Annotated in this window: 20 protein-coding genes; 6 read left to right on the top strand and 14 right to left on the bottom strand. The window is 65.0% G+C overall.

What is annotated here, in order from left to right; all coding sequences use genetic code 11:
• Nucleotides 1-32: 32 nt before the first annotated feature.
• Complete coding sequence (locus BACI348_RS17495) at nucleotides 33-977, bottom strand: metallophosphoesterase (RefSeq protein WP_442858531.1); 945 nt, start codon at nucleotides 975-977, stop codon at nucleotides 33-35.
• A 9-nt stretch (nucleotides 978-986) separates the two neighbouring features.
• Nucleotides 987-3,302, bottom strand: coding sequence for a transglycosylase domain-containing protein (locus BACI348_RS17490; protein ID WP_159828429.1), 2,316 nt, complete (start codon nucleotides 3,300-3,302; stop codon nucleotides 987-989).
• Nucleotides 3,303-3,339: 37 nt separating this feature from the next.
• On the opposite strand from BACI348_RS17490, the gene sp36 reads away from it, so the two are divergent.
• From sp36 to BACI348_RS17475, 3 genes are read left to right on the top strand one after another with little or no spacing between them, the layout of a single operon-like run.
• Nucleotides 3,340-3,495 carry a Sp36 family protein gene (sp36, locus tag BACI348_RS17485; RefSeq protein WP_159828426.1) on the top strand — a complete coding sequence of 52 codons (156 nt, stop codon included), beginning with the start codon at nucleotides 3,340-3,342 and terminating at the stop codon, nucleotides 3,493-3,495.
• A gap of 1 nt (nucleotide 3,496) precedes the next feature.
• Entirely contained in the window at nucleotides 3,497-4,030 is a 534-nt protein-coding gene (locus tag BACI348_RS17480) for a RidA family protein (protein WP_159828423.1), read from the top strand.
• Between the two features lie 15 nt (nucleotides 4,031-4,045).
• Complete coding sequence (locus BACI348_RS17475; RefSeq protein ID WP_159828420.1) at nucleotides 4,046-4,957, top strand: NUDIX hydrolase; 912 nt, start codon at nucleotides 4,046-4,048, stop codon at nucleotides 4,955-4,957.
• A gap of 10 nt (nucleotides 4,958-4,967) precedes the next feature.
• On the opposite strand, the gene BACI348_RS17470 is transcribed toward BACI348_RS17475, so the two are convergent.
• Complete coding sequence (locus tag BACI348_RS17470; RefSeq protein ID WP_236557616.1) at nucleotides 4,968-5,150, bottom strand: hypothetical protein; 183 nt, start codon at nucleotides 5,148-5,150, stop codon at nucleotides 4,968-4,970.
• Nucleotides 5,151-5,458: 308 nt separating this feature from the next.
• The gene (locus BACI348_RS17465; protein WP_009359192.1) at nucleotides 5,459-6,136 is read right to left on the bottom strand and encodes a Crp/Fnr family transcriptional regulator; all 678 of its coding nucleotides are present in this window, start codon (nucleotides 6,134-6,136) and stop codon (nucleotides 5,459-5,461) included.
• 184 nt (nucleotides 6,137-6,320) lie between these two features.
• On the opposite strand from BACI348_RS17465, the gene BACI348_RS17460 reads away from it, so the two are divergent.
• Nucleotides 6,321-7,505 carry a MarP family serine protease gene (locus tag BACI348_RS17460; protein ID WP_159828414.1) on the top strand — a complete coding sequence of 395 codons (1,185 nt, stop codon included), beginning with the start codon at nucleotides 6,321-6,323 and terminating at the stop codon, nucleotides 7,503-7,505.
• Nucleotides 7,506-7,512: 7 nt separating this feature from the next.
• On the opposite strand, the gene aroQ is transcribed toward BACI348_RS17460, so the two are convergent.
• The 5 genes from aroQ to BACI348_RS17435 all read right to left on the bottom strand — a co-directional run bounded on the left by aroQ (nucleotide 7,513) and on the right by BACI348_RS17435 (nucleotide 13,706).
• Entirely contained in the window at nucleotides 7,513-7,971 is a 459-nt protein-coding gene (aroQ, locus tag BACI348_RS17455) for a type II 3-dehydroquinate dehydratase (protein ID WP_159828411.1), read from the bottom strand.
• A 144-nt stretch (nucleotides 7,972-8,115) separates the two neighbouring features.
• Complete coding sequence (locus BACI348_RS17450; protein WP_159828408.1) at nucleotides 8,116-10,296, bottom strand: alpha-galactosidase; 2,181 nt, start codon at nucleotides 10,294-10,296, stop codon at nucleotides 8,116-8,118.
• A gap of 149 nt (nucleotides 10,297-10,445) precedes the next feature.
• Complete coding sequence (locus tag BACI348_RS17445; RefSeq protein ID WP_159828405.1) at nucleotides 10,446-11,786, bottom strand: ABC transporter substrate-binding protein; 1,341 nt, start codon at nucleotides 11,784-11,786, stop codon at nucleotides 10,446-10,448.
• A 42-nt stretch (nucleotides 11,787-11,828) separates the two neighbouring features.
• Nucleotides 11,829-12,755 (bottom strand): carbohydrate ABC transporter permease, encoded by a 927-nt coding sequence (locus BACI348_RS17440; RefSeq protein WP_159828402.1) that lies wholly within the window; start codon nucleotides 12,753-12,755, stop codon nucleotides 11,829-11,831.
• A gap of 9 nt (nucleotides 12,756-12,764) precedes the next feature.
• Nucleotides 12,765-13,706 (bottom strand): carbohydrate ABC transporter permease, encoded by a 942-nt coding sequence (locus BACI348_RS17435; protein WP_159828399.1) that lies wholly within the window; start codon nucleotides 13,704-13,706, stop codon nucleotides 12,765-12,767.
• Nucleotides 13,707-13,916: 210 nt separating this feature from the next.
• Here BACI348_RS17435 and BACI348_RS17430 point away from each other — a divergent pair, with 210 nt between their 5' ends.
• Together BACI348_RS17430 and BACI348_RS17425 are read left to right on the top strand one after the other, a co-directional pair.
• Nucleotides 13,917-15,119, top strand: coding sequence for a Gfo/Idh/MocA family protein (locus BACI348_RS17430; RefSeq protein ID WP_159828396.1), 1,203 nt, complete (start codon nucleotides 13,917-13,919; stop codon nucleotides 15,117-15,119).
• 5 nt (nucleotides 15,120-15,124) lie between these two features.
• Entirely contained in the window at nucleotides 15,125-16,153 is a 1,029-nt protein-coding gene (locus tag BACI348_RS17425; RefSeq protein WP_442858510.1) for a LacI family DNA-binding transcriptional regulator, read from the top strand.
• A 41-nt stretch (nucleotides 16,154-16,194) separates the two neighbouring features.
• On the opposite strand, the gene BACI348_RS17420 is transcribed toward BACI348_RS17425, so the two are convergent.
• The 5 genes from BACI348_RS17420 to acs form a co-directional block, all read right to left on the bottom strand.
• Entirely contained in the window at nucleotides 16,195-16,983 is a 789-nt protein-coding gene (locus BACI348_RS17420; protein ID WP_159828390.1) for a DeoR/GlpR family DNA-binding transcription regulator, read from the bottom strand.
• Between the two features lie 59 nt (nucleotides 16,984-17,042).
• On the bottom strand, nucleotides 17,043-17,957 hold the full coding sequence (locus BACI348_RS17415) for a carbohydrate ABC transporter permease (RefSeq protein ID WP_159828387.1): 915 nt from the start codon (nucleotides 17,955-17,957) through the stop codon (nucleotides 17,043-17,045).
• Complete coding sequence (locus BACI348_RS17410; RefSeq protein ID WP_159828384.1) at nucleotides 17,954-18,925, bottom strand: carbohydrate ABC transporter permease; 972 nt, start codon at nucleotides 18,923-18,925, stop codon at nucleotides 17,954-17,956. Before BACI348_RS17410 ends, BACI348_RS17415 begins: the two co-directional genes overlap by 4 nt.
• A 132-nt stretch (nucleotides 18,926-19,057) precedes the next feature.
• Nucleotides 19,058-20,368 (bottom strand): ABC transporter substrate-binding protein, encoded by a 1,311-nt coding sequence (locus BACI348_RS17405; RefSeq protein WP_236557615.1) that lies wholly within the window; start codon nucleotides 20,366-20,368, stop codon nucleotides 19,058-19,060.
• A gap of 210 nt (nucleotides 20,369-20,578) precedes the next feature.
• The gene (acs, locus tag BACI348_RS17400) at nucleotides 20,579-22,597 is read right to left on the bottom strand and encodes an acetate--CoA ligase (RefSeq protein ID WP_159830278.1); all 2,019 of its coding nucleotides are present in this window, start codon (nucleotides 22,595-22,597) and stop codon (nucleotides 20,579-20,581) included.
• Between the last annotated feature and the right edge of the window lie 399 nt (nucleotides 22,598-22,996).

Here is a 22,996-nt window from a genome sequence, read left to right as displayed (position 1 = left end):
TTATTGCATTGCGTAATGCATTCTGCTCGGACTCAGTTGGGCGAGGTGAGGGTGAGCAGGACGGCCTCGGGCCGGCAGGCGATGCGGACCGGGGCGAAGCGCGAGGTGCCGATACCGCCCGAAACATTGACCGGCGTCGTACTTCCATTGTTCTGCCAGTCGTTGAGGCCCTTGGCCCGCCAGGTGGGGAGGTCGCAGTTGGACACCAGGGCGCCATAGCCGGGGATGCACAACTGGCCGCCGTGGGTGTGCCCGGCGAGCAGCAGGTCGGCGCCGTCCTCAGTGAAGTGGTCCAGCACACGCTGGTAGGGGGCGTGGATCACGGCCACCCGGAGGTGCGGAGTGGAGTCCTGCCTCACGGTTCCCCGGGGCCAGCCGGCGTACCGTTCCCGGTTCAGGTGGGGATCGTCAACGCCGGAAAAGTCGAAGCGGATGCCCTTCAGGACCACCGACTGGTGCCGGTTGGTCAGGTCAATCCAGCCACCCATGCCAAAGCCCGAGCGCAGCCGCGGCCAGTCCAGCTGGACCGGTTTTGGCTTCACCTTGGACGGACCCAGGAAATATGATGCCGGGTTCTTCAGGCTGGGCGCGAAGTAGTCGTTGGAGCCCGGCACAAAGACGCCGGGGAACTCCAGGAGGGGGCGGAGTGCTTTCAGGAGCGGGTCCACGGCCTTGGCATGGCTGAGGTTGTCACCGGTATTGACCACCAGGTCCGGCTCCAGGCCGGCCAGCGATTCCAGCCAGGCAGCCTTCTTTTGCTGCCCTGGGACAAAGTGGATGTCACTCAGGTGCAGGACGCGGAACGGCTCCTGGCCCGGGGGCAGGATGGCCAGCGTTTCTTCGCGGAGGACAAACTGGTTTTTCTCCCACAGGCCGTACCCGAAGGCAGCCAGTCCCGCCGTTGCGCCCGCTCCGGCGGTGACGGCAAAGCCGCGCCCGATGGTCCGGGCGCGGCTTGCCAAAGCGCTGGTTGACATCATCGGCGGCTAGCCGTTCCCGTTTCCACTGCCGTTCCCGTTGCCGTTTCCGTTGTTGCTCGGCTGCGGTGCGGGCTGGGTGGCAGGTGCCGACGGTGCCTGGGTGGCCTGCGGCGTGGATGGGGTAGTCCGTGTAGTGCTTCCGCCGCCGTTCAGCAGGTTGCTTGGCGGGGCCGGGAACGGGTTGGTGCCGTAGGCCGGGGCGATCTTCGACATGAAGTTGGAGAACATGGGCCCGGCGATCATGTAACCATCGATGCCCTGGTAGAACTTCCCGTTGACGGTGATGTTCTGGCCGGCGCGCTCCTGGGCGCCCAGGGGGTCGCCGAACCAGGCAGCGGTGGCCAGGCCGGTGGTGTGGCCAACAACCCAGGTGGAGCCGTTGTTGTTGGAGGTACCGGTCTTGGCACCGATGGGGAAGCTGGTCCGGGTGGAGATCCGGGGCTGGATCAGGGAGCCGGATCCCCGGTTCAGGACTTCCTGCAGCGCGTAGTTCACGCCGCGGGCCACCTCGGGCTTGATCGCGTCCCGGCAGCTGGTGGACTGAGCCGGCAGGTCCTTGCCCGTTGCATCCTTGACGGAGGTGATGGCGATGGCCTCGCAGTACTTGCCGTCGTTCGCGAACGTGGCGAATGCGCTGGCCATGGTCAGCGGCGAGGTCTGGGTGGAACCCAGCAGGTTACCCAGCGTGGACATGTTGATCTTGGGGTTCGGCTCGCTGCCGTCCGCGGAGGGAAGGCCGCTGTGGAGTCCGACGGCGTCAACCACCTTCTGGATGCCGCAGAAGTCCAGCTGGGCTGCTGAAGCGAAGGTCACGGTGTTGATGGAGTTGTAGAGGCCTTCCAGGACGGAGAGGTTCCGGTACCACTGTGGTTCTGCGTTCTGCAGGTCATCCGCGGTGCCGAGGCCCTGGTTCTTTTGCGCGGTGCTGTAGCCGCCGGTCACCTTGCCGCAGGTGTTCCGCCAGGGGAAGTTCAGCGGATAGATGCGCTGGGCAGCGTTGACCACGGTGTTCATGGATTTGCCCTCGTTGAGCCATTCAGCGAACGTGAACGGCTTCATGGTGGAGCCGGGCTGGGCGCCGCCCATGCCGTTGAGGTCGTTGCCGTCCTTGTCCAGCTTGTCCACGTTGAAGTTCAACTGGGAATCGAAGCTGCCCTCGCCGGGCAGGAACGAGGTGTTCTGGGCCATCGAGATGATCTTGCCGGTGCCTGGCTGTACCGACACCATGGCGGCGCCCCATTTGTCGGGGTTGGCGCCGGCCGAAGCATTGACCTGCTCTTGTGCGGCGGCCTGGGCGTTCGGGTCCAACGTGGTGGTGATGGTGAGGCCGCCGCCGTAGATCAGGCGCTGACGCTCCTTGAGGTCCGTGCCGTAAGCCGTGTTGTTCTCCAGCAGGTGCAGGACGTAGTCGCAGAAGTAGGGGGCGGTGGACGCGTAGGCGCAGCCCTGCTTTGGCTGGGTCACCTTGGTTTCCACCGGCGTGGCAACGGCGGCGTCATGGTCAGCCTGGGTGATCTTGCCCTGGCTCAGCATCAGTCCCAGGACCAGGTCGCGGCGTTCCTTGGAACGCTCGGGGTTCGTGATGGGGTCAAACGCGGAGGGGCTGTTCACCAGGCCGGCCAGCAGTGCGGCCTGCGGCAGCGAGAGGTCCTTGGCGGAGGTGCTGAAGAAGAACCTGGACGCGGCCTCCACCCCGTAGGCGTCGCGGTTGAAGAACACGATGTTCAGGTAGCCCTCAAGGATCTGCTCCTTGCTGAACTCCTTCTCCAGGGCGATGGCCAGCTTCATCTCGCGGAGTTTGTCGCCCACACCCTTGTTCACACCGTTGAGCTTGATCTGGTCCTCGTTGCCCTCGGCGGCGAGGTTGGCGTTGAGGACGTTGTTGACGTACTGCTGCGTGACGGTGGAGGCACCCTGCTTGTTGCCGCGCGCGGTGCTGACCAGCGCACGGAGGATACCGGTGGTGTCCACGCCGCCGTGCTCGTAAAAGCGGCTGTCCTCGACGGCGATGACGGCATCCTTCATGAACGGCGAAATCTGGTCCAGCGCAACCTTGGTGCGGTTCTCCGTGTAAACGCTGGCGATCTCGCTGCCGTCCGCCGCCAGGATCCTGGTGGTCTGGTTGGGAGGGTCAACCTTCAGCTCCGCCGGAAGGGTGTCGAAGAACTCGATCGAACCACTGGCTGCGCTGCCGGAGACGGCTGCCGCGGGGACCAGCAGGCCTGCTACCAGGACACCACAAAGTGCACTCACGCCAAGGAAAACGAGGATCTTTCCAAGGGTGGTGGCAGTGTCGAATAATGGGTTCTTACGAGTCGCCATGTTTTCCACTTTACCGGCAAGGACTAGTCTTTCTCTCATGACCAAATGGGAGTACGCCACGATTCCGCTCATTATCCACGCCACAAAACAGATCCTGGACCAGTGGGGAGATGACGGCTGGGAGCTCGTCCAGGTAGTCACTGGACCCGACGGAAACGGTTTGGTTGCCTACCTGAAGAGGGAGAAGCAGTAGCATGAGCACCGCCGCAGAAGCCCAGTCCGGCGCCGCCGCCGCCCCCGTTTCCGCCGTTGAGCAGCGCCTGGCAGACCTCGGCCTGGCCCTTCCCGAGGTTGCCGCACCGGTGGCCGCCTATGTCCCCGCCGTGATTTCCGGCAACCACGTCTACACGTCCGGCCAGCTGCCTTTTATTAACGGCAAACTCCCAGCAACGGGCAAAGTCTCCGCCGGCACCGAAGGCTACGCCGACGAGCCCACCGTTTCCCCCGAAGATGCCCAGAAATACGCGGCTGTCTGCGCCGTCAACGCCCTGGCAGCCGTCAAGAGCGTCATCGGCGACCTTGACCGGATTACGCGCATCGTGAAGGTTGTGGGATTCGTCTCGTCGGACCCGTCCTTCACGGGACAGCCCGGAGTCATCAACGGCGCGTCGGACCTCCTGGGCCGCGTCCTGGGTGACGCCGGCCAGCACGCCCGCTCCGCCGTCGGCGTTTCCGTCCTTCCGCTCGACTCTCCGGTAGAGGTCGAACTGATCGCCGAATTCAGCTAGGACCGGTCGCTTCCCTTGCCTCAGCTTGCCCGACGCCTGTTTGCACTCCCTCAAGACCTTGAAGGGGCAGCGCAGAGCTGGCTTGAACACGGCGAGAGAAGCCCCCGTGCCGCTCGCCTCGCATCATCTGTTGTCCTGCTGCGTGATTCCCCCACCGGCCTGGAAACCTGGCTGGCCTACCGGCCCGGTTCCTCGCCGCTGGGGGTCCTCGCGTTCCCCGGCGGCTCGCTGGACGCCGCCGACGACGACCCCGTCGGCTGGCTGGGTCCCTCACCGCAGCATTGGGCGGAGCAGATGGGGACTGGCGACGTCGGGCTGGCGCGCCGCCACGTGGTGGGCGCCATCCGTGAGCTTTTCGAGGAAACCGGTGTGCTCCTCGCCGGCCCGGACATGTCGAGCACCGTTGAGGCCACGTCCACATCCGAATGGATGCGCGCGCGGCTCGCCGTGGCAGACCAGGAAAAGACCTTCCCGGAGGTCCTCGGCAAACGGGGACTCTCACTGCGCACCGATCTGCTGAAGTCACTAGTCAACTGGCGCAGCCCCGACTTCGCCCACCGCCGGTTCGATACCCGCTACTTTGCTGCCACCGTTCCTTTGAACCAGCAGCCCATGTTGCTGGAAGGCAAAGGTGTGTGGGGCCGGTGGGTCAACGCTGCCGACGTCATTGCCGGCCGCGACACCACGGCCCTGGGTGATGAGGTGGGCCAGGAGAACACGGAAGGCCGCACCCTCGGGGAACTCCTGGTGCCGGGCTCGGAGATCATGCTCGAAAAGATGGCGATGGCCAACGGCTGCATCGCGTACCTCAGCTACAAGCGCAAAGCCCACGTGTACCAGCCGCACCTCGTGGAGGAAGACGGGAAGCTGTTGCTCGAGGTCGAAGCGGCCAAGACCGTCGCCGGGGATCCGCAGCGCGAACGCTGATCCGGTTGCGCTAGATGCGCCGGAGCGTGGAGTAGGGGCGGCTGGGAAGGTTCCCTGCCGTCCATGGTTTAACGGGAGGTTCCAGCGGAATCTGCCCGCGGCCGTCCCGGATCACCAGGGCCACCGTGCCAACCATCGCGGCCACAGAAGCCAGGCCCAGCAGGATCAAAACAACCACAATAGCCACGGACATCGCCATGCACCTCTAAGCCAATTTTACCGCTGCGGTGCTCGAAACACGCGCTCTGATGTGGCCGCTTAATCCCCGACCCGCGCTCACATCCGGCGTGAATTTCTAGACGCCAGCGCAGCCCGGGGCAGCGGGAAGTGAGCTGGCGTTGCCTGGAGAGCGGCAGGATCTGATGGGGCGTTGCGTGGGAAGCGGCGGGATGTGAGCTGGCGTTTCCGGTGACACAAAGGCCCGGCCGGGCCTTTGCAACCACCAAACCACCGGGCATGCAAAAAGGCCGCCCCCAGGGGCGGCCTTTTTTGCGGTGAAGACTAGCGGGAGCGCTGGCGGAGGCGCTGCATGTCCAGGATGACCACGGCGCGGGCTTCCAGGCGGAGCCAGCCGCGCTGGACGAACTCGGCGAGTGCCTTGTTCACGGTTTCGCGGGAAGCGCCAACCAGCTGGGCCAGCTCTTCCTGCGTGAGCTCGTGGGCCACCAGGACTCCGTCCGTGGCCGGGCGGCCGAAGCGGTCTGCCAGGTCCAGGAGGGCCTTGGCAACACGGCCCGGAACATCCGAGAACACCAGGTCGGACAGGGAGTCGTTGGTGCGGCGCAGGCGGCGGGCAAGGGCCTGCAGCAGCTGAGCGGAAACTTCGGGGCGGGTGCGGAGCAGGTTGTTCAGGCTTTCGTTCTTCAGGCCGGCCAGGCGGGTCTCCGAGACAGCGGTGGCCGTGGCGGTACGCGGGCTGGGGTCAAACAGGGCCATCTCACCGAAGAGCTCACCCGGGCCGAGGATGGCAAGGAGTGACTCCCGGCCGTCCGGGGACGTGCGGCCCAGCTTCACCTTGCCGGAGACGATGAAGTAGAGCTGGTCGCCCTGGTCGCCTTCACGGAAAACCGAAGCACCGCGGGAGAGGTCCACCTCGGTGAGCTCGTCCGTCAGCAGACGGAATGCGTCGTCGTCGAGCGTGGCGAAAAGGGGTGCTCGGCGCAGTACCTCGATGTCCATAAAATCTCCTGAATAAAAGTTTCGGCTGTGGCGCTTGTGCCATTGTTTCAGAATTTTCAAGGTTCTGTGACGAACTTGGCAGCCAAAACGCCCAAACGGCGGGGAGCAGGGGCGGCAGGGACCCTCAGAAGATTGTCAGCCTGCGCCACTAGAATGAGCCTACAACTGCTTATAAGGAGCCTTAGTGGTCGGCTTGACTGTCCTGGACTTCGTCCTGATCCTGGCGCTGCTGTCCTACCTGGTCTACGGCCTGCGCAACGGCTTCCTCGTCACGGTGGGCGGCATCGCCGGGTTCGCCGCCGGCGCCATCGCCGCCTTCTTCGCGGTCCCTTTGGTGAGCGGCTTCGTCACCGACTCCGGCTGGCGGCTGACCGCCATCGTGGCCGCCGCCGTCGCCCTGGTGGTCCTGGGCCATGGCGCGGGAACCATGATCGGCCGGCAAATCCGCGGCGCCATGCGGATCCGGCCCCTGCGGGCCGTGGACCGACTGGTGGGCGGGGCGGTGAACCTGGTGGTCTCCGCCCTCGTGATGTCCATGCTGGCCTTCAGCATCGGCTCCTTGGGCGTCCCGTTTGTTTCCCAGCAACTGGCCGAGTCCAAGGTCATCCGCTTCATCGACGGCATGACTCCGGACCCCGTGAAGGCCACCCTGGCCCAGCTGCGTTCGGAGGTGATCGGGAACGGCATCCCCACCCTGATCGAAGGCCTGGACCAGGGCCAGGCAGTGGCGGTGCCAAACGCCAGCACCAACACCCCGGCGCTCAACCGGGCGGCCGAATCGGTCCTGAAAATCGCCGGCACGGCATACCAGTGCGGCCAGAACCAGACCGGTACCGGCTTCGTTGTTTCGGAGGACCGCGTCGTAACGAATGCGCATGTTGTGGCGGGCGTGTCGGAGCCGGTGGTGGAGATGCCCGACGGCGGCGCGATGCCAGGCCGCGTGGTGTACTTCGACACCAAGCATGACCTCGCCGTCCTGGCGGTGGATGACCTCCCGGTCCAGCCGCTGCCGCTCAGCCCGGACCTGCCCAACGGCAGCCCGGCTGCGTTTGCCGGCTACCCGCACGGCGGCCCCTTCCAGTCCCGGCCCGCCACCATCCAGGACATCACCACCGTGCTGGTGCCGGATATCTACGGCAAGAACCCATCACCGGAGGAGATCTACCGGCTGGCAGGAAACGTCCAGCCCGGCAATTCCGGCGGCCCGCTGTTGACCACGGACGGCCAGGTGGCCGGCGTGATCTTCGCCAAGGCCACCTCCGACGCCGAGATGGGCTTCGCCCTCACCATGGACGACCTCAACCCGGTGGCCTCACAGGCCCCGTCACTGGGCGCACCGGTTTCCTCCGGCCAATGCATCCAGAAATGAGCGCGCCTTAGAGGACTTCCGCCAGGTAGTCGATGGCCAGCTTGTAGCCGAACACCCCTGCCCCCACGATCACAGCCGAGCACACCGGCGACAGGAACGAATGGTGCCGGAATTCCTCACGCTGGTGCACATTGGTGATGTGGACTTCGACGGCGGGCAGCTGCACGGCCGCGAGGGCATCACGGAGCGCCACAGATGTGTGCGTGAAGGCACCGGCGTTCAGGACAATGCCGACGGCGGACTCCCGGGCGCCGTGGATGGCGTCGAGCAGCACGCCCTCGTGGTTCGACTGGACACACTCCGCCGCAAAGCCATGTGCCTGCGCGGTGCGGGCGGCAAGGTCCTCCACATCGGACAGGGTGGAGGTGCCGTACTTTTCCGGTTCACGGGTGCCCAGCAGGTTCAGGTTGGGTCCGTTGATTACCAGGATGGTGCCGCGGCTCGCTGCGGTGGTGGCTTCAGTCATGGTTGCAAATCTAGCGCCTGCCATGGCAAGCCGCGCATTTCTTACGGCACCTGCCGTTCCCCCTTACAAACAGCAACGCGGGGTCACTTTGGGCCCCATCCGGGGTCCCGGATGGGCGTAAAGTAACCCCGCGTTGCTTCGTGCCTAGAGAGCCGTGAACCGCAGGAGCAGCGCGTGCTCAGGGTTCAGGATGGGCATGGGCAGGCCAACCTCTGCAAAGAAACGGCCATTCGCCACAGCTCCGTCAGCAAGCCAGGCCGGCGGCTGGACCTGCGTGAAACTTTGGCCGTAGTCTGCGTCGCCCGGGGCCGGGAAGATGGCTTCCACCCGGTAGTCGCGGTCCTGCTCAAGGCCCGGGATGGCTATCCTGCCCGGCTGCTCGGCGAAGGCGGTGCGCGTGCTGACCAATGCGAACAGGGCCGCGGTCGTCCCAGCCTCAGGTGCAGACGCAGCTACGGTGCCGTGCAGCATCAGTGATTCGTCCGCAAGGTCTGCGCGGACCATCCGTCCGCTGTGGATCAGGTCCCGGTGCTCCTTGTACAGGCCGATGAACCGTTTGAGTTCCTCACGCTCGGCACCGGTGGCCTGCCGGACGTCCCACTCCATGCCGAAGTGCCCGAACAGCGCGGTGATGGCGCGGAAGGACAGATCGTGTGTACGGGCCGTGGTGTGCGAGGTGGTGGGCCCGATGTGCCCACCCACCAGCTCCGGCGGAACCACCAGCCCGGTCCAGCGCTGGATATTCTGCCGCTCCAGGGCGTCGTTGCAGTCCGAGGCCCAGATCCGGTCCGTCCGCTCCAGAATCCCCAGGTCCACGCGGCCGCCGCCCGAGGAGCAGCTTTCGATTTCGACGCCGGGATGCGCCTTCTTGAGCTCGTCGAACAGGCGGTACGCGGCGAGGGTCTGTTCGTGGACAGAGGGTCGCCCGGCGTGGCCGTGCTCCAGCAGGTCCCGGTTCTGGTCCCACTTCAGGTAGCTGATGTTGTTCCCCCGCAGCAGGGCGTCGATGCGGTCGAAAATGTACTGCCAGGCGTCGGGGTTGACCAGGTCGATGACGTGCTGGTTCCGCCATTCCAGCGGCAGGCGCCCGCCGTCCTTGTGGGACAGGGCAGCCGGGCCCACGATCCACTCCGGGTGCGCGCGGGCTATATCGGAGTTGAGGTTGACCATTTCCGGTTCCACCCACAGACCGAATTCCATGCCACGGGAGGTGACGGCGTCGACCAGGGGCGTCAGCCCCTGCGGCCACAGGGTTTCGTCCACATACCAGTCACCGAGCCCGGCGTGGTCGTCGCGGCGTCCGCGGAACCAGCCGTCGTCGAGCACAAAGCGTTCCACGCCGAGCTCCGCTGCGGAGTCCGCGAGTTCGATCAGGGTGGGGAGGTTGTGGTCGAAGTAGACGGCTTCCCAGGTGTTCAGCACCACGGGGCGGGGTTTCCCGCCGCCGGCGGCGGTAAGCACGTGATGCGGGCGGGCCCGGAACCAGCTGTAGAACGCTTCGCTGATGCCGTCCAGTCCGCGGTCCGAGTACGCGGCGAACAGCGCAGGGGTGGTGTAGCTGCCCTGCGGTTCGAGGACGACCTCGGCCGGTCCCAGGAGTTCGGAGCCGCCGATCATGGTGCGGCCGTCGCCGATAGTGTCGGTGAACTGTTCGTGGTTGCCGCTCCACGCCAGGTGGGTGGCCCAGACCTTGCCGTGCCGGTTGCCGAAACCGGGGGTGCCGGCGGCGAGCAGCAGGGAGGAGTCGTGCCCGGTGCGGCCGTGCCGGCCGGTCCGCACCCAGGTGCCCTGCTGGATGGCGCGGCGCTGCGGGTGGTTTTCCCGGCACCAGCGGCCGGTCAGGTCAAGGAGTTCGACGGCGTCCGGCGCCACCGGGAGGATGGTCGCCAGTTCGTCCAGCTGGTAAGGGGTGGTGCCGTCATTGGTGAGCGTGTGCCGTAGTTCCAGCAGGCCGCCGTCGTGCAGTGAAAGGGTGGACTCGACGCTGAGGCCCGCCTCCGCGTCAGCCTGGGTGATCACTGCGGTGGTGCCCTCGACGCGTGCTGCCACGGTGCGCAGGCGCGGGGAGAAGTCGAGTCCGGAGACGCCGTCGGCAATGCGGTGCCCGCGCAGGCCCGGGCGGCCGCGCCAGCTGGAGGAGGCCTGGGGCAGGAGGCCGGCGGGAACGGTGGCGTCGATGGCGGAGTGGGGGACAGGCTCGCCCAGGATGGCGAGGTCCGGAAGGGTGCTGCCAAGGTCCGCACCCCAATGGATGATCTCGGCCTCCCCGTGGCTGGTGCTGATCACCAGGCTGGTGCCGGCGGAACGGAGGTGGAGGGGGTCCATAGGATCTCTTTCAGTGTTCAAGGGGCGCGTCTTAAGTTACGCACGGGAGGGAAGGCAAGGGAAGGGGTGGCTGGATGCCGCCGCGCGAGAACGAAACGGCGGCATCCAGCCACGGTGGCTGCGACCACATACGCAGCCACGAATGGGGCCTACTTGAAGAGGGCGTTGACCTGTTCGTTGGCCTGGGTGAGGGAACTTGCGGGCGCCTTGCCGGAGACCACGGCGTCCATGGCAGGTTCCATGATGCCCTTGACCTTCGCGGTGTTGTCTGTGATGGGGTACAGGAAGGTGGTCTTGTTCTTGACGTGCTCGGTGAAGGCGCTGACGTCCACGCCCTTCGCGGCGAATGCTTCGGCAGCCTTGTCCGAGGATGCCTTGAGCGCCGGGAAGACCACTGCCTTGGAGGCTACAACGTCCTGGCAGTCAGCCGAGGCGAGGTATTCCACCCACTTGATGGAGGCGTCCTTCTTTTTGGTGCCGGCCCAGACGGAGTCCGCCAGTCCGTTGAACATTGAGGCGCGCTCACCCTCGGGACCGACGGGAGTGGGGGCGATGCCCACTTCGATGCCCTTGTAACCGGTGTACTGCCCGATCATCCACGAGCCGTGGGCGTTGATGGCAGACTTGCCTGCCGCGAAGGTGTCAGCCATGGCTGCGCCTACGGTGGTTTCGAGCTTGGGCATGTAACCCTTCTCGGCGAGGCCTGCGAACCAGGTCATGCTTTCCTGGAACTTGGGGTCGTCGTAGTTGTAGTGGGTGCCCCAAGGGTTCTTGTCCGTGTGGGACCAGCCGGTGGTGTTGGTGAGGTAGCTCCACTCGGTCTGGCCCGAGGAGTCGCCGCCGCCGTTGAGCCCCAGGCCGTAGACCTGGACGTTGTTCTTGTCGAAGCCGGGCTCGTCGCCGCGCTTGCCGCTCTTGTCCACGGTGAGGTGCGCGATGACCTTTTCGTAGCTGCCGCCGTCTTCGGGGTTCCAGGTGAGGTTCTTCATCTGGTCCTCGGTGACGCCGGCGCCGGCCAGCATGGCCTTGTTGTAGAAGAGGCCGATGGTGTCCCAGTCCTTGGGCAGGCCGTAGCGCTTGCCGTCCTGGCCCACCCAGAGATCGGCGAGGCCCTCGTTGTAGCCGCTGAGGTCGATGTTGTCCTTCTTGACGGCGTCGTCGATGGCCAGCAGCTGCTTGTTTTCGGCCAGTTCGCCGTAGCGTCCCAGGTGGTTGGTGAACACGTCCGGAGCGGTACCGCCCACGAACCCGTTGGTGAGGGTGGACCAGTAGTCGTCCCAGCCGCGCTGGGTGATCTTGACCTTGATGTCCGGGTTGGCCTTGGTGAAGTCGTCAGCGCACTGTTGGTAGGCGGGGAGCTGGTTGGCGTCCCAGAGCCAGTAGCTGATCTCGCCCTTGGCGGATTCTGCGGAGGAGGAGGATCCGCTGCAGGCGGACAGGGACAGTGCCACAGCGGCAGCAACGGCGACGGCGCCGAGGGTTTTCTTCATGGTTCTACTTTCCGTTTCGGGTGGGAAGGGATGGCGGGGTGGTTACTTGATGCCGGAGAAGCCGATGGAGTTGACGATCTTCTTGCCGAAGGCGGCGAAGAGGATCAGCACCGGCAGGGCCGAGATGAGGGTCGCGGCCATCAGGCCGGACCAGTCCGGGGCGCCCTGCGGGGACTGGGACTTGAAGACGCCCAGGCCCACCTGTAGCACGCGGACGTCGTCCTGGGAGCCCACCAGCAGGGGCCAGAAGTATTCGTTCCACTGGCCGATGAAGGTGAGCAGGGCCAGCGTGGCGATGGGGGCTGCGGCGTTGGGCAGGATGATCTGGAAGAAGATCCGCAGGTGCTTGGCGCCGTCGAGCATCGCTGCCTCTTCCACCTCGCGGGACATGTTCAGGAAGAACTGCCGCAGGAAGAAGATGGCGAAGGGGGTCATAAAGAGGTAAGGCAGGACCATGCCGAGCATCGTGTTGAGCAGGTCCAGGTTCTTGATGAGCAGGAAGTTGGGCAGTGCGGTGAAGATCGGTGGGACCAGCATGGTGCCGAGGAAAAGGCTGAAGACGGCGTTCCGGCCCTTCCAGCGCAGCCGGGCGAACGCGTAGGCGGCCATGGCGCTGAAGAAGACGGCGCCCGCGGTGGTGACGGAGGAGAAGATGAGCGAGTTCCGCAGGTAGAGCCAGAAGTCGATCTGTGCCCCGGACCCTCCTTCTGCCACGGCCTCCGCCGCTGACTGGAGCCCGAAGACCCGTTTGAAGGCGCCGAAGCTGAACTCCGCCGGCAGCAGGCTGGTGGCGTTGGTGGCCAGCGCGTTGTTGGTGGACAGTGCTGTGCGGAGTACCCAGAGGAAGGGCAGGACCGAGACGGCGATAGCGAGGACCAGGAGTGCCCAGGCGCCGGCGCGGCGTGGGTTGAACGGACGACGGCGGCTGGCCGGCTTGGTGAGCGGGGCGCGGCTTGCGGTGGTGGTCATGGGAATTCCTTAGTCCAGGTCCGACTCGTTGCCCTTGAGGAACTTCATTTGGATGAAGGCCACCAGGGCGAGGATGAGGAAGAGAATGACGGCGATGGCGGATCCGTAGCCGAAGTCCGACTCGGTGAAGGCGCGCTGGTAGATGTAGTACTGGATGACGCGGGTGGCGTTGACAGGTCCGCCTCCGGAGGTAACGGCGACGGTGTCGAAGACCTGGAAGGAGCCGATCACCGTCACCACCAGGACCAGTACCAGGACGGGACGCAGCAGGGGAATGGTGATCTTCCGGAAGGTTTGGAAAGCTGAGGCGCCGTCCAGTTTCGCCACCTCGTACACGTGGCCGGGGATGGCCTGGAGGCCGGCGAAGATCAGCAGCGCCGTGTAGCCCATGTGCCGCCAGGTGTTGATCAGGGCCTGGGTGGGGATGGCCCACGCTTCACTGCCGAAGAACGCCACGCGGGGAAGGCCTGCCCATTCGATGAACTGGTTCACCACGCCGATCTGGTAGTCGAGCATCCAGAACCACAGCAGCGCGGCGATGACGTTGGACATCAGGTACGGCAGCAGCAGGGTGCCGCGGATGATGGTGGATTTGGCCACATTGTGCATCAGGAGGGCCAGTCCCAGGGCCAGTGCGGTCTGGAGGACGATGTTGAGGAAAACGTACTGTCCGGTGACCGCCAGCGAGTTCCAGAAGAGCGGGTCCTTGGCGATGGCGGCGTAGTTCTCCACGCCGATCCATTCCGGGTCTCCCAGGATGTTGTATTCGGTGAAGCTCAGGTACACGCCGCGGATGGTGGGAACCACGTAGAAGACGATGAACCCGATCATGGCCGGGGCGATGAAAAGCAGTGCGATCTTCAGGTCGCCGAGCTGGCGGAGGCCGCCGTTCCGCTGGGGTTTGTCTGCGGCAGGCGAAACAGATCTTGAGTGTTTGGCAAGGGTGGTCATCTTCGACCCTTTCCTGACTGTGACGGTGGTAACAACTTGAAGAGCAATCTACACGAGTAGATTAGGGGTGGCAAGAGTTACTTTTCATCTTTTATTTGCCCGAATAATTCCCGTTTCCCGGTAGTTGACTCGAGTAGAAGCCGGTGCAACACTGGGCTGACTGACGGAGAGCGCTTACCCTTTCGCTCCCGCAACGCAGGAAGGCAGACAATGACGTTTTCGATCGGCGTACTCGGCGCAGGCCAGTTCGGCGGACAGTTCGCACACCTCTTCAACCTCCACCCGGGCGTCAGCAACGTCTATGTGGTGGACGAGCGGCCCGAGCGCGCCGCCGAAGCCGTGGAGCGGTACCACCTCGCCGGATCCAAGGAGAGCTTTGAGGAACTGCTCGCGTCCGATATCGACGCGGTGGCGATCTTTACCCAGCGCTGGACCCACGGCCCGCTGGTGGAGAAGGCGCTCCGGGCGGGCAAGCATGTGTACTCGGCGGTCCCCATGGCCATTTCGGAAGAGGAGATCGCGCGGATCATCGACGCCGTGCGCGAAACCCGGCTGGTGTACATGATGGGGGAGACCAGCTACTACAACCCCGCTACGGTGTACGCCCGGGGGCAGCAGGCTGCCGGCCGGTTCGGCCGGATCTTCTACTCCGAGGGCGACTACGTCCACGACATGGACCTGGGCTTCTATGACGCCTACCAGTACAGCGGCGGTGAGCGCTGGAAGGAGACCGCCAGCTACCCGCCGATGCTCTACCCCACGCACGCCATCGGGGGAGTGCTGGGTGCCGTCCCGGCGCATGCCGTGAGCGTCAGCTGCGTAGGGGTGCGGGACGACCGCAACGACGGCGTGTTCGACAAGGACGTCAGTATGTTCGGCAACGACTTTTCCAACGCCACGGCACTCTTTGAACTGAACGACGGCGGCGTGATGCGCACCAACGAGATGCGCCGCGTGGGCTATCCGTCCCACATCCGCGAGTCCCGGTTCCGGTTCTTCGGCACCGAGGCAAGCTTCGAGCAGCTCGCAAAGGTCACCGTCTGGCAGGACAAGGTCAACGTCCACGACATTTCGGAGCAGCTCGAAACGCGGCCCAGCATGTCCCTGGAGGACCCCTCCCTGGCCAACGTCGCCCCCGAGCTCCGCGACGCGTTTGTCTCCGGGCTTTCTCCCGTCCATGACGTGGAACGGCTGCCGGAGGAGTTCCGCGGTGCGCCCAACGGCCATGAGGGCAGCCACCATTTCCTGGTGGACGACTTCGTCACTGCGGTCAACGCGGGCACCCTGCCCCCGGTGAACGCCTGGGTAGCGGCACGTTTCACCCTGCCCGGAATCGTGGCCCACCAGTCGGCCCAGCAGAATGGCGCGCGGCTGCCCATCCGCGACTTTGGCGACGCCCCGGGCAACTGGTAGCTAGCATGTACTCCATGACCACTTCGGCTGTGCCGGCGCCGCGCGGGCCGGTGACGCGCAAGGATGTTGCCCGCTTCGCGGGCGTCAGCACCGCCGTCGTGAGTTATGTGGTCAACGGCGGGCCGAAGAAGGTGGCCCCCGCCACCGAAGCGAAAGTCCAGGATGCGATCCGCAGGCTGGGCTACCGGCCCAACGCTGCAGCGCGGGCCCTGAAATTGGGATCCAGCGAAACCATCGGGCTGGTCATCCCGGACAACAGCAACCCCTTCTTCTCACTCCTGGCCCACGCCGTGGAAGACGCCGCCGCGGAACTGGGCTACGCCCTGGTGCTGACCAACTCGGACGGAAACCTGGCCAAGGAACTCCGGAACGTCCGCAACCTTGCGGCGCGCCAAGTGGACGGGGTAATCCTTTCCAGCGTGCTGATGGAGCCTGGCCTGGCAGACCTCGAATCGGCGGAAATCCCCGTTGTCCTTCTGAACCACAGTGCCGATGCCCCCGGCTACAACAGCGTGGGCGTGGACCTGGTGGCCGGAGCGAAAGCGGCCGTTGAGCACCTGATCGGCCACGGACACACCAACATCGCCCTGGCCATGGGTACCAACACCGGAAACTTCTACGACGGCCGTGAAGAGGGGTGGCTGCAGGCCCTGGCCGACGCCGGCCTGCCCGAGGGCCCCATTGTCCGCACCCCCTTCACCCGCGAAGGCGGCTATGCCGCAGGCAAACGCCTCCTGGCCGCCGCCAACCGTCCGACGGCGATCTTTTCCACCTCGGACCTGCAGGCGGTGGGGATCCTCCGGGCCCTCCACGAGGCGGGACTGTCGATTCCCCGGGACATCGCCCTGGCGTCCTTCGACGGTTCGGCTGAGGCGGAGTACAGCTGGCCGCCGCTCACTACGGTGAAGCAACCGGCAAAGGCCATGGCCGAGGCCGCCGTCAGTGCCCTGATCGGCGCCCACCGTGGCAAGGAATCCGAACACCTGATCTTCCCGGCCGAGTTGCAGGTCCGGCAGTCCTGCGGCTGCCCCTGACAAGGGTTGCAGTGGCCTGGCCGGCCTTGATCGCCCAGCCCCTAGGCGGCAGCGAGCCGCAGCCTCCCCACCTTCTCCTGCAGTACACGTTGCGCCTCGGCGCCCAGCCCGGGGTCGCTGATCACCTCGTCCACTTCCTCCAGCGACGCGATGGAACTGATGCCCAGCACCCCCCACTTGGTGTGGTCCGCGAGCACCACGGTTTTCCGTGCTGCCGCCACAAAGGCCCGGTTCGTTTCGGCTTCCAGGAGGTTGGGGGTGGTGAAGCCGGCCACGGCGTCCATGCCGTGGACACCCAGGAACAGCAGGTCCAGGTGCAGCTGCTTCAACGCGCTGGTGGCGATGGGGCCCACCAAGGCGTCCGACGGCGTGCGCTGGCCGCCGATCAGGATCACCGTGGAGCTGTAGCGGGCAGCGCCAGTTGACGCCGCGTGGTGGAACAGGTCGGCGATCCGGACCGAGTTGGTCACCACCGTGATCTGCGGACCGTTCACCAGTTCTTGGGCGAGGGCCCACGTGGTGGTCCCTGCACTCAAACCAACGGCCATTCCTTCCTGGACCAGCGCGGCCGCTTCAACGGCGATGGCCCGCTTCTCCGAGGTCAGCTGGGTGGATTTCAGCTCGAAGCCGGGCTCGTGGGTGCTGGCGTCGCCGGGAAGCTTGGCGCCGCCGTGGATCCGCTCCAGCTTCCCGACTTCCTCCAGGAGCTCGATATCCCGGCGGACAGTCATCAGCGAAACGCCCAGTTGCTGGGCGAGGTCCGAGACGCGGACAACCCGTTCGCGCTGGACGACGTCCACGATTGCCTGGTGGCGTGCTGCGGGGAGCATGGAGTTCCTTTCGTGCTGCTGAGGCCGGAGGGTTATGTTCCGTTGTGTTCCATGATGGTCTACCCCTTGCTGGAACCGAGAGTCAGGCCCGCAACAAACTGCCGTTGCAGGAGCAGGTAGATCACCAGCGTGGGGATGACGGTGATGACGGCGCCCGCCGCCAGCAGGTTGTAGTTGCTCAGGAACTCCCCCTGGAGGTTGTTGATGGCCGTGGTGATGGGAAGCCGGTTGCCGCTTTGGATAAAGATCAGGGGCCAGAAGTAGTCGTTGTAGATGAAGATGACCTGGAGGGTGCCGAGCGCTGCGAACGCGGGCCGGCACAGCGGCATGATGATTTCCCGGTACTGCCGCCAGATGCCGGCCCCGTCCACCAGCGCGGCTTCGGTGAGGTCCGCGGAGAGTGCCTTCATGTAGTTGGACAGCACAAAGGTGCAGAAACCCATCTGGAACGCCGTGTTGACAGCGATCACCACAATGTAGGTATTCAGCATGTTTCCGGAGTCGCTGAACGAGTACGGCACCTGGAAGTGCTTCGCCATCTCGAACAGCGGGGCGGCCAGGACCTGCGGCGGAAGCAGGTTGCCGGCGGTGAACATGATCAGCAGCGTGATGTTGAATCTCCAGCTCACCCGGCTCACGGCGAAAGCCATCAGGGAGGCGAGGAACAGGGTCAGCAGGACGGCCGGGACGGTGATGATGACCGAGTTCCAGAAGTACGTGGCAAACCCGCCCTGGGTCCAGGCCTGGGCAAAATTGTCGAAATTGAAGCTGCCCGCAAAGCTGAAATAGCCATACTGGTTCGTCGATGCCACGGGACGGAGCGCGGTGTACAGCGACCAGCCCAGCGGAATCAGCCACATCACTGCCATAACAGCCAGGAAGATGTGGGTCCCGTAGTGGCGTTTGGTTTTGCTGCCGGAGCGCAGTGCAGCTGCAGCGGAGGTGCGGCCGGCGCGGGCTGTGGCGGTGCTCATGCTCTGTTCTCCTTGCCGAAGGTGCGGCTGAGGTAGAAGACGATCGGGACCAGGGAGATGACCAGCAGCACCACTGCCAGCGCCGAGCCGACGCCTATCACCTGCCCTTCGCCCACGAGGTTCTGGATCACCAGGGCGCTGAGCATTTCCAGGCCGTTGGTGCCGCGGTTAATGACGTAGACCACGTCAAAGGCGCGCAGCGATTCGATGATGGTGATCACCACGATGACGATGTTGATGGGACGCATGGCCGGGAACACCACCCGGAAGAAGGTCTGCACGGAGTTGGCGCCGTCGATGGCCGCGGCCTCCTTCAGGCTGGGGTCCACGCCCTTCAGCCCGGCAAGGTACAGGAGCATGACGTACCCGGCATGCCGCCAGGTCGCGGCGATCATCGCAGCCCAGATGTTCACGGAGGAATCCCCGAACCAGTCCACCGCCCGCGGTGTCCCGGCGGTGCCGAGGAGGAAGTTCAGGAGCCCGTTGTCGCGCTGGTAGAAGAGCTGCCAGATGATGCCGATGAGGGCGAGGGAGAGCATTACCGGTGCGAAGAAGATGCTCTGGTAGATCTTGCTGCCGCGGATGTTCTGGTCCAGCAGCACGGCGAGCAGCAGGCCCAGCGGCGTGGCAATCAGTGCCAGGAACAGCAGCCACAGCAGGTTGTGCTGCACCGCCGGCCAGAAGGGCGGGTAGTCCTGGGTGATGTATTGGTAGTTGTCCGTGCCGGCAGGGCGGATGTCGGCCAGGTCCAGCCCGTTCCACCTGCTGAAGCTGAGCCCCACGGACATCAGCGTGGGCAGCCAGACCAGGCACAGTTCGATCAGGGTGGGGATTCCCACCATCAGCGACAGGACCACTTTGTCCCGTCCGGTCAGGCGGCGGACCCGCCCGCCTTTGCTCCGGCGGATCCGGCCGCCGCCCGGTTCCCGCGCTTCCGGCGGGATCAGTTCTTGTGCGGTGCTGCTCATGGAAGTCTTCCCTTTGTTGGTGCGGACGCTGGAAGGGGACGACGACGGCGGGAGCCTGTGCCGCCGTCCTCGTTCCCTTCCCTGCGGGTCGCCGTTGAAACGGCGCGGAAGGGCTGGAAGTGCTGCCTGGACCTACTGCGCGGCGTACAGCGTCTTGGCCTGCGCCTCAAGGTTTTTGACGTCCATCTTGCCGTCCTTGATGAAGCTTTGCAGGGCCGGGATCATCACGTTGTTGGCCATCGCGGGCAGGGCGTCACGGTCGAAGAACTGGCTGATGAACTTCGCGTCGGCGATGGTCTCGGCGCACTTCTTGTTGAGCGGGCTGAACTTGGAAGTGTCCGTTCCCTTGGCGGTGGCGATGTTGGACGGGTCGACGGCGGAGTAGGTGTCCTGGGCCTCGGGGGTGCCGAGGTACGCCATGAAGTCGCGGGCCGTTTTGTTCTCGCCGCCCTTCTTGGACAGCAGGAGGCCGTCGATGGGGGCTTCGACGGCGTCGCGGCCTTCCACGGCAATCTCAGGAAATGCGAAGAAATCGATGTCCGCCAGGACTGCCGGGTCGGTGAACTGCTGGGTGACGAAGGAACCGAGCAGGTACATGCCGGTCTTTTTGGCTTCGAGCGCCTTGGCGGCGTCCTGCCAGGTCTGGCCAAGTGCTGCCGGATCCTGGAAGGGGAGGAGCGCCGACCAGGTGTCAAAGACCGCGCTGACCTTTTGCTGGTCCCAGGATTCCTTATGCGCGCACAGGTCCACGTGGAACTGGTAGCCGTTGAGCCTCATGTTGATGTAGTCGAAGGTTCCCATGGCCGGCCAGCCGTCCTTGTCGGCGAAGCCGATCGGAATGATGCCGTCCGCCTGCATTTTCGCGGCGAGGGTTTTGAGGGCGTCGAAGGTTTCCGGCACCTCGTACCCCTTTTCGGCCCAGAGGCTCTTCCGGTAGAAGAAGCCCCACGGGTAGTTGTAGTTGGGGACGAAGTACATCTTGCCGTCCGGGCCCGTGGAGGCTTTCTTGAGGGCATCGGAGTAGTTGCCGCCGATGGTTTCCCAGACGTCGTCGATGGGCGCCAGGAGTCCCTTGCCTGCGTAGTACTGCATGCGGTAGCCGGCGAACCAGGTGAAGGTATCGTCCGGGGAGCCCTGCAGGTAGGAGTTGATCTTGTTCTGGAAGTCATTGTGGGGGACCACGTTGGTGGTGACTTTTTTGCCGGTCTTGGCTGTGAAGGCGTCGGTGACAGCCTGGTAGGCCCGCTTGGGGACGTCGTCGGAAGAGCCGGAACCAAAGGTCAGGCCAGGGGAGTCCGATCCGGTGGCGGTAGGGCCGCTTCCGCCAGTACAAGCTGCGAGGAACGGGCTGCCGGCCAGGCCTGCCGCGCCTACGCCGACGGTTTTAAGGATGGTCCGCCTGCTCGGGAAGGCAGTCGCCGACGCATCAAACTGTGAAGCCATGTTCTCTCCCTTGAAAAATAGCCGCATGTGAGACACCTCACATTGAGTCTGACTATAACCGTGCAAAACAGAACATGGAAGAACGGGAAATAACATTTTGAACGGCCGATTCTTTTGAATCGTCACAAACGGGGAGTGGCCCCGCTTTTCCCGTGAAATCGGGGGAAAGCGGGGCCACTCGGCAGCGTAGGAGCTGATAATCAGCCACTGTTACTTTCTGAGCGACTGCGCAATCTGCTGCATGATCGTGGGGTCCGACAGCGTGGTGGCGTCGCCGGGGTCGCGGCCTTCGGCGACGTCCTTGAGGAGGCGGCGCATGATCTTGCCGGAGCGGGTCTTGGGCAGTTCCGGAACCACGAGGATGTTCTTCGGCTTGGCGATGGGGCCGATTTCCTTGCCCACGTGGGTGCGGAGTTCCTGGACGGTGTCGTCGCCGTTGTTGGCGGCGTCACCACGGAGGATGACGAACGCGACGACGGCCTGGCCGGTGGTCTCGTCCGCGGCGCCCACCACGGCTGCTTCGGCCACGGCCGGGTGGGACACCAGGGCGGATTCGATCTCGGTGGTGGAGAGCCGGTGCCCGGAGACGTTCATGACATCGTCCACCCGGCCCAGGAGCCAGATGTCGCCGTCTTCGTCCTTTTTGGCGCCGTCGCCGGCGAAATACATCGCGTCGAACCGGGACCAGTAGGTGTCCTTGAAGCGTTCGGGGTCGCCCCAGATGCCGCGGAGCATCGCCGGCCACGGTTCGCGGATGACCAGGAAGCCGCCGTGCCCGTCGGGGACGGATTCGCCGAGTTCGTCCACCACGTCCACGGCGATGCCGGGCAGCGGGACCTGGGCGGAGCCGGGCTTGGTTGCGGTGACGCCGGGAAGAGGGGCGATCATCTGTGCCCCGGTTTCCGTCTGCCACCAGGTGTCCACGATGGGGGCCTTGTCCCCGCCGATCACCTTGCGGTACCACATCCACGCTTCCGGGTTGATGGGCTCGCCTACGGAGCCCAGCACCCGGATGGAGGACAGATCGTACTTGTCCGGGATCTCCCGGCCCCACTTCATGAACGTCCGGATCGCGGTGGGGGCGGTGTACAGGATGGAGACCTTGTACTTCTCCACAATCTCCCACCAGCGGCCCTGGTGCGGGGAATCCGGGGTGCCTTCGTACAGGACCTGGGTGGCGCCGTTGATGAGCGGGGCATAGGTGACGTAGGAGTGACCGGTGACCCAGCCGACGTCGGCCGTGCACCAGTACACGTCCGTTTCCGGGTGCAGGTCGAACACTGCCTTGTGCGTGTAGGCGGTCTGGGTGAGGTACCCGCCGGTGGTGTGCAGGATGCCCTTAGGCCGTCCGGTGGTGCCGGAGGTGTACAGGATGAACAAAGGGTGCTCGGAATCATGTCCCACGGCGGTGTGCTCGGCGGAGGCGGCCTCCACGGTATCGGCCCACCAGTGGTCCCGGCCCTCGCTCCAGTCCACGTCCTGGCCGTTGCGCTTGACCACCACCACGTTCTGCACGGTGTGGCCATCGTTGGCCAGCGCCTCGTCCACAGCGCTCTTCAGGGCACTGGGCTTGCCGCGGCGGTACGTGCCGTCAGCGGTGACCACCAGTTTGGCCTCGGCGTCCTCGATCCTGGACCGCAGGGCATCCGCGGAGAAGCCGCCGAACACCACCGAATGCACCGCGCCGATCCGGGCGCAGGCCAGGAGCGTGATCACAGCTTCCGGAATCATGGGCAGGTACACCGCCACGCGGTCGCCCTTAGCGACGCCGAGGGATTCGAACGCGTTGGCGGCCTTCTTCACCTCTTCGGTGAGCTGGGCATAAGTGTAGGTCCGGGTATCGCCCGGTTCGCCCTCGAAATAGATGGCCACCCGGTCGCCGCGCCCGGCCTCCACATGCCGGTCCAGGGCGTTGTACGCGGCATTGACTTCCCCACCCACGAACCACTTGGCGAAGGGCGGGTTGGACCAGTCCAGCGGCTGGTCAAAGTCCTTGCTCCAGGTCAGCAGTTCGCGGGCCTGCTTTGCCCAGAACGCCGGCCGGTCAGCCGCGGCCTCGTCATATTCGCCTGCCTTGATCACTGCGTCAGCGGCGAACTCCGGAGTAGGCGGAAACGTCCGGGTCTCGTGCAGCAGGTTTTCGAAGGCATCGCCCTGCTGGCCGGCCTGTGCGCCCTGTCCGGAGCCGGCGGGAGCGGTGGCCGTGGAGCTTGAAGTGTCCTGGGACATGTGAACCTCATCATTCATCGATCTTTGCTGCGCGGGCATCCGCCGCCGGCCGGGCTCCGCCGCCTGCACGACGCCGGGCACCGGCTGATCACGGACTTTCCGCAAAGAGCTGTTCCGGAATCAAGACTAATGCTTGCCCGGCGGCGCATGTGTGCGCTGTCACAGACGGGCCCGCGAGCGGCATTTATTAAGCGGTGAATGGTGGAACCTGCGGTAACAGCCAGCCCTCCGGGGCCGCGTCCAGCTAGTGATCAGTCAGGCTGTTGACTAGGCTGAGATGGAATTGTGACTTCACTTCGGCCCCTCCCTTCCCGGGTGCGCAAGCGCCCGGGAAGGGAGGGAACCGCTGTACGACGGCACGGTTTCGGGGCCACCAGCCCCGGTGCCGCCACGCTAAGG

This window comes from Arthrobacter sp. 9AX (assembly GCF_902506095.1).
Lineage (GTDB): Bacteria > Actinomycetota > Actinomycetes > Actinomycetales > Micrococcaceae > Arthrobacter.
The sequence above is the reverse complement of the archived record's forward strand: the minus strand, read 5'-3'. Positions and strand labels throughout refer to the sequence as shown.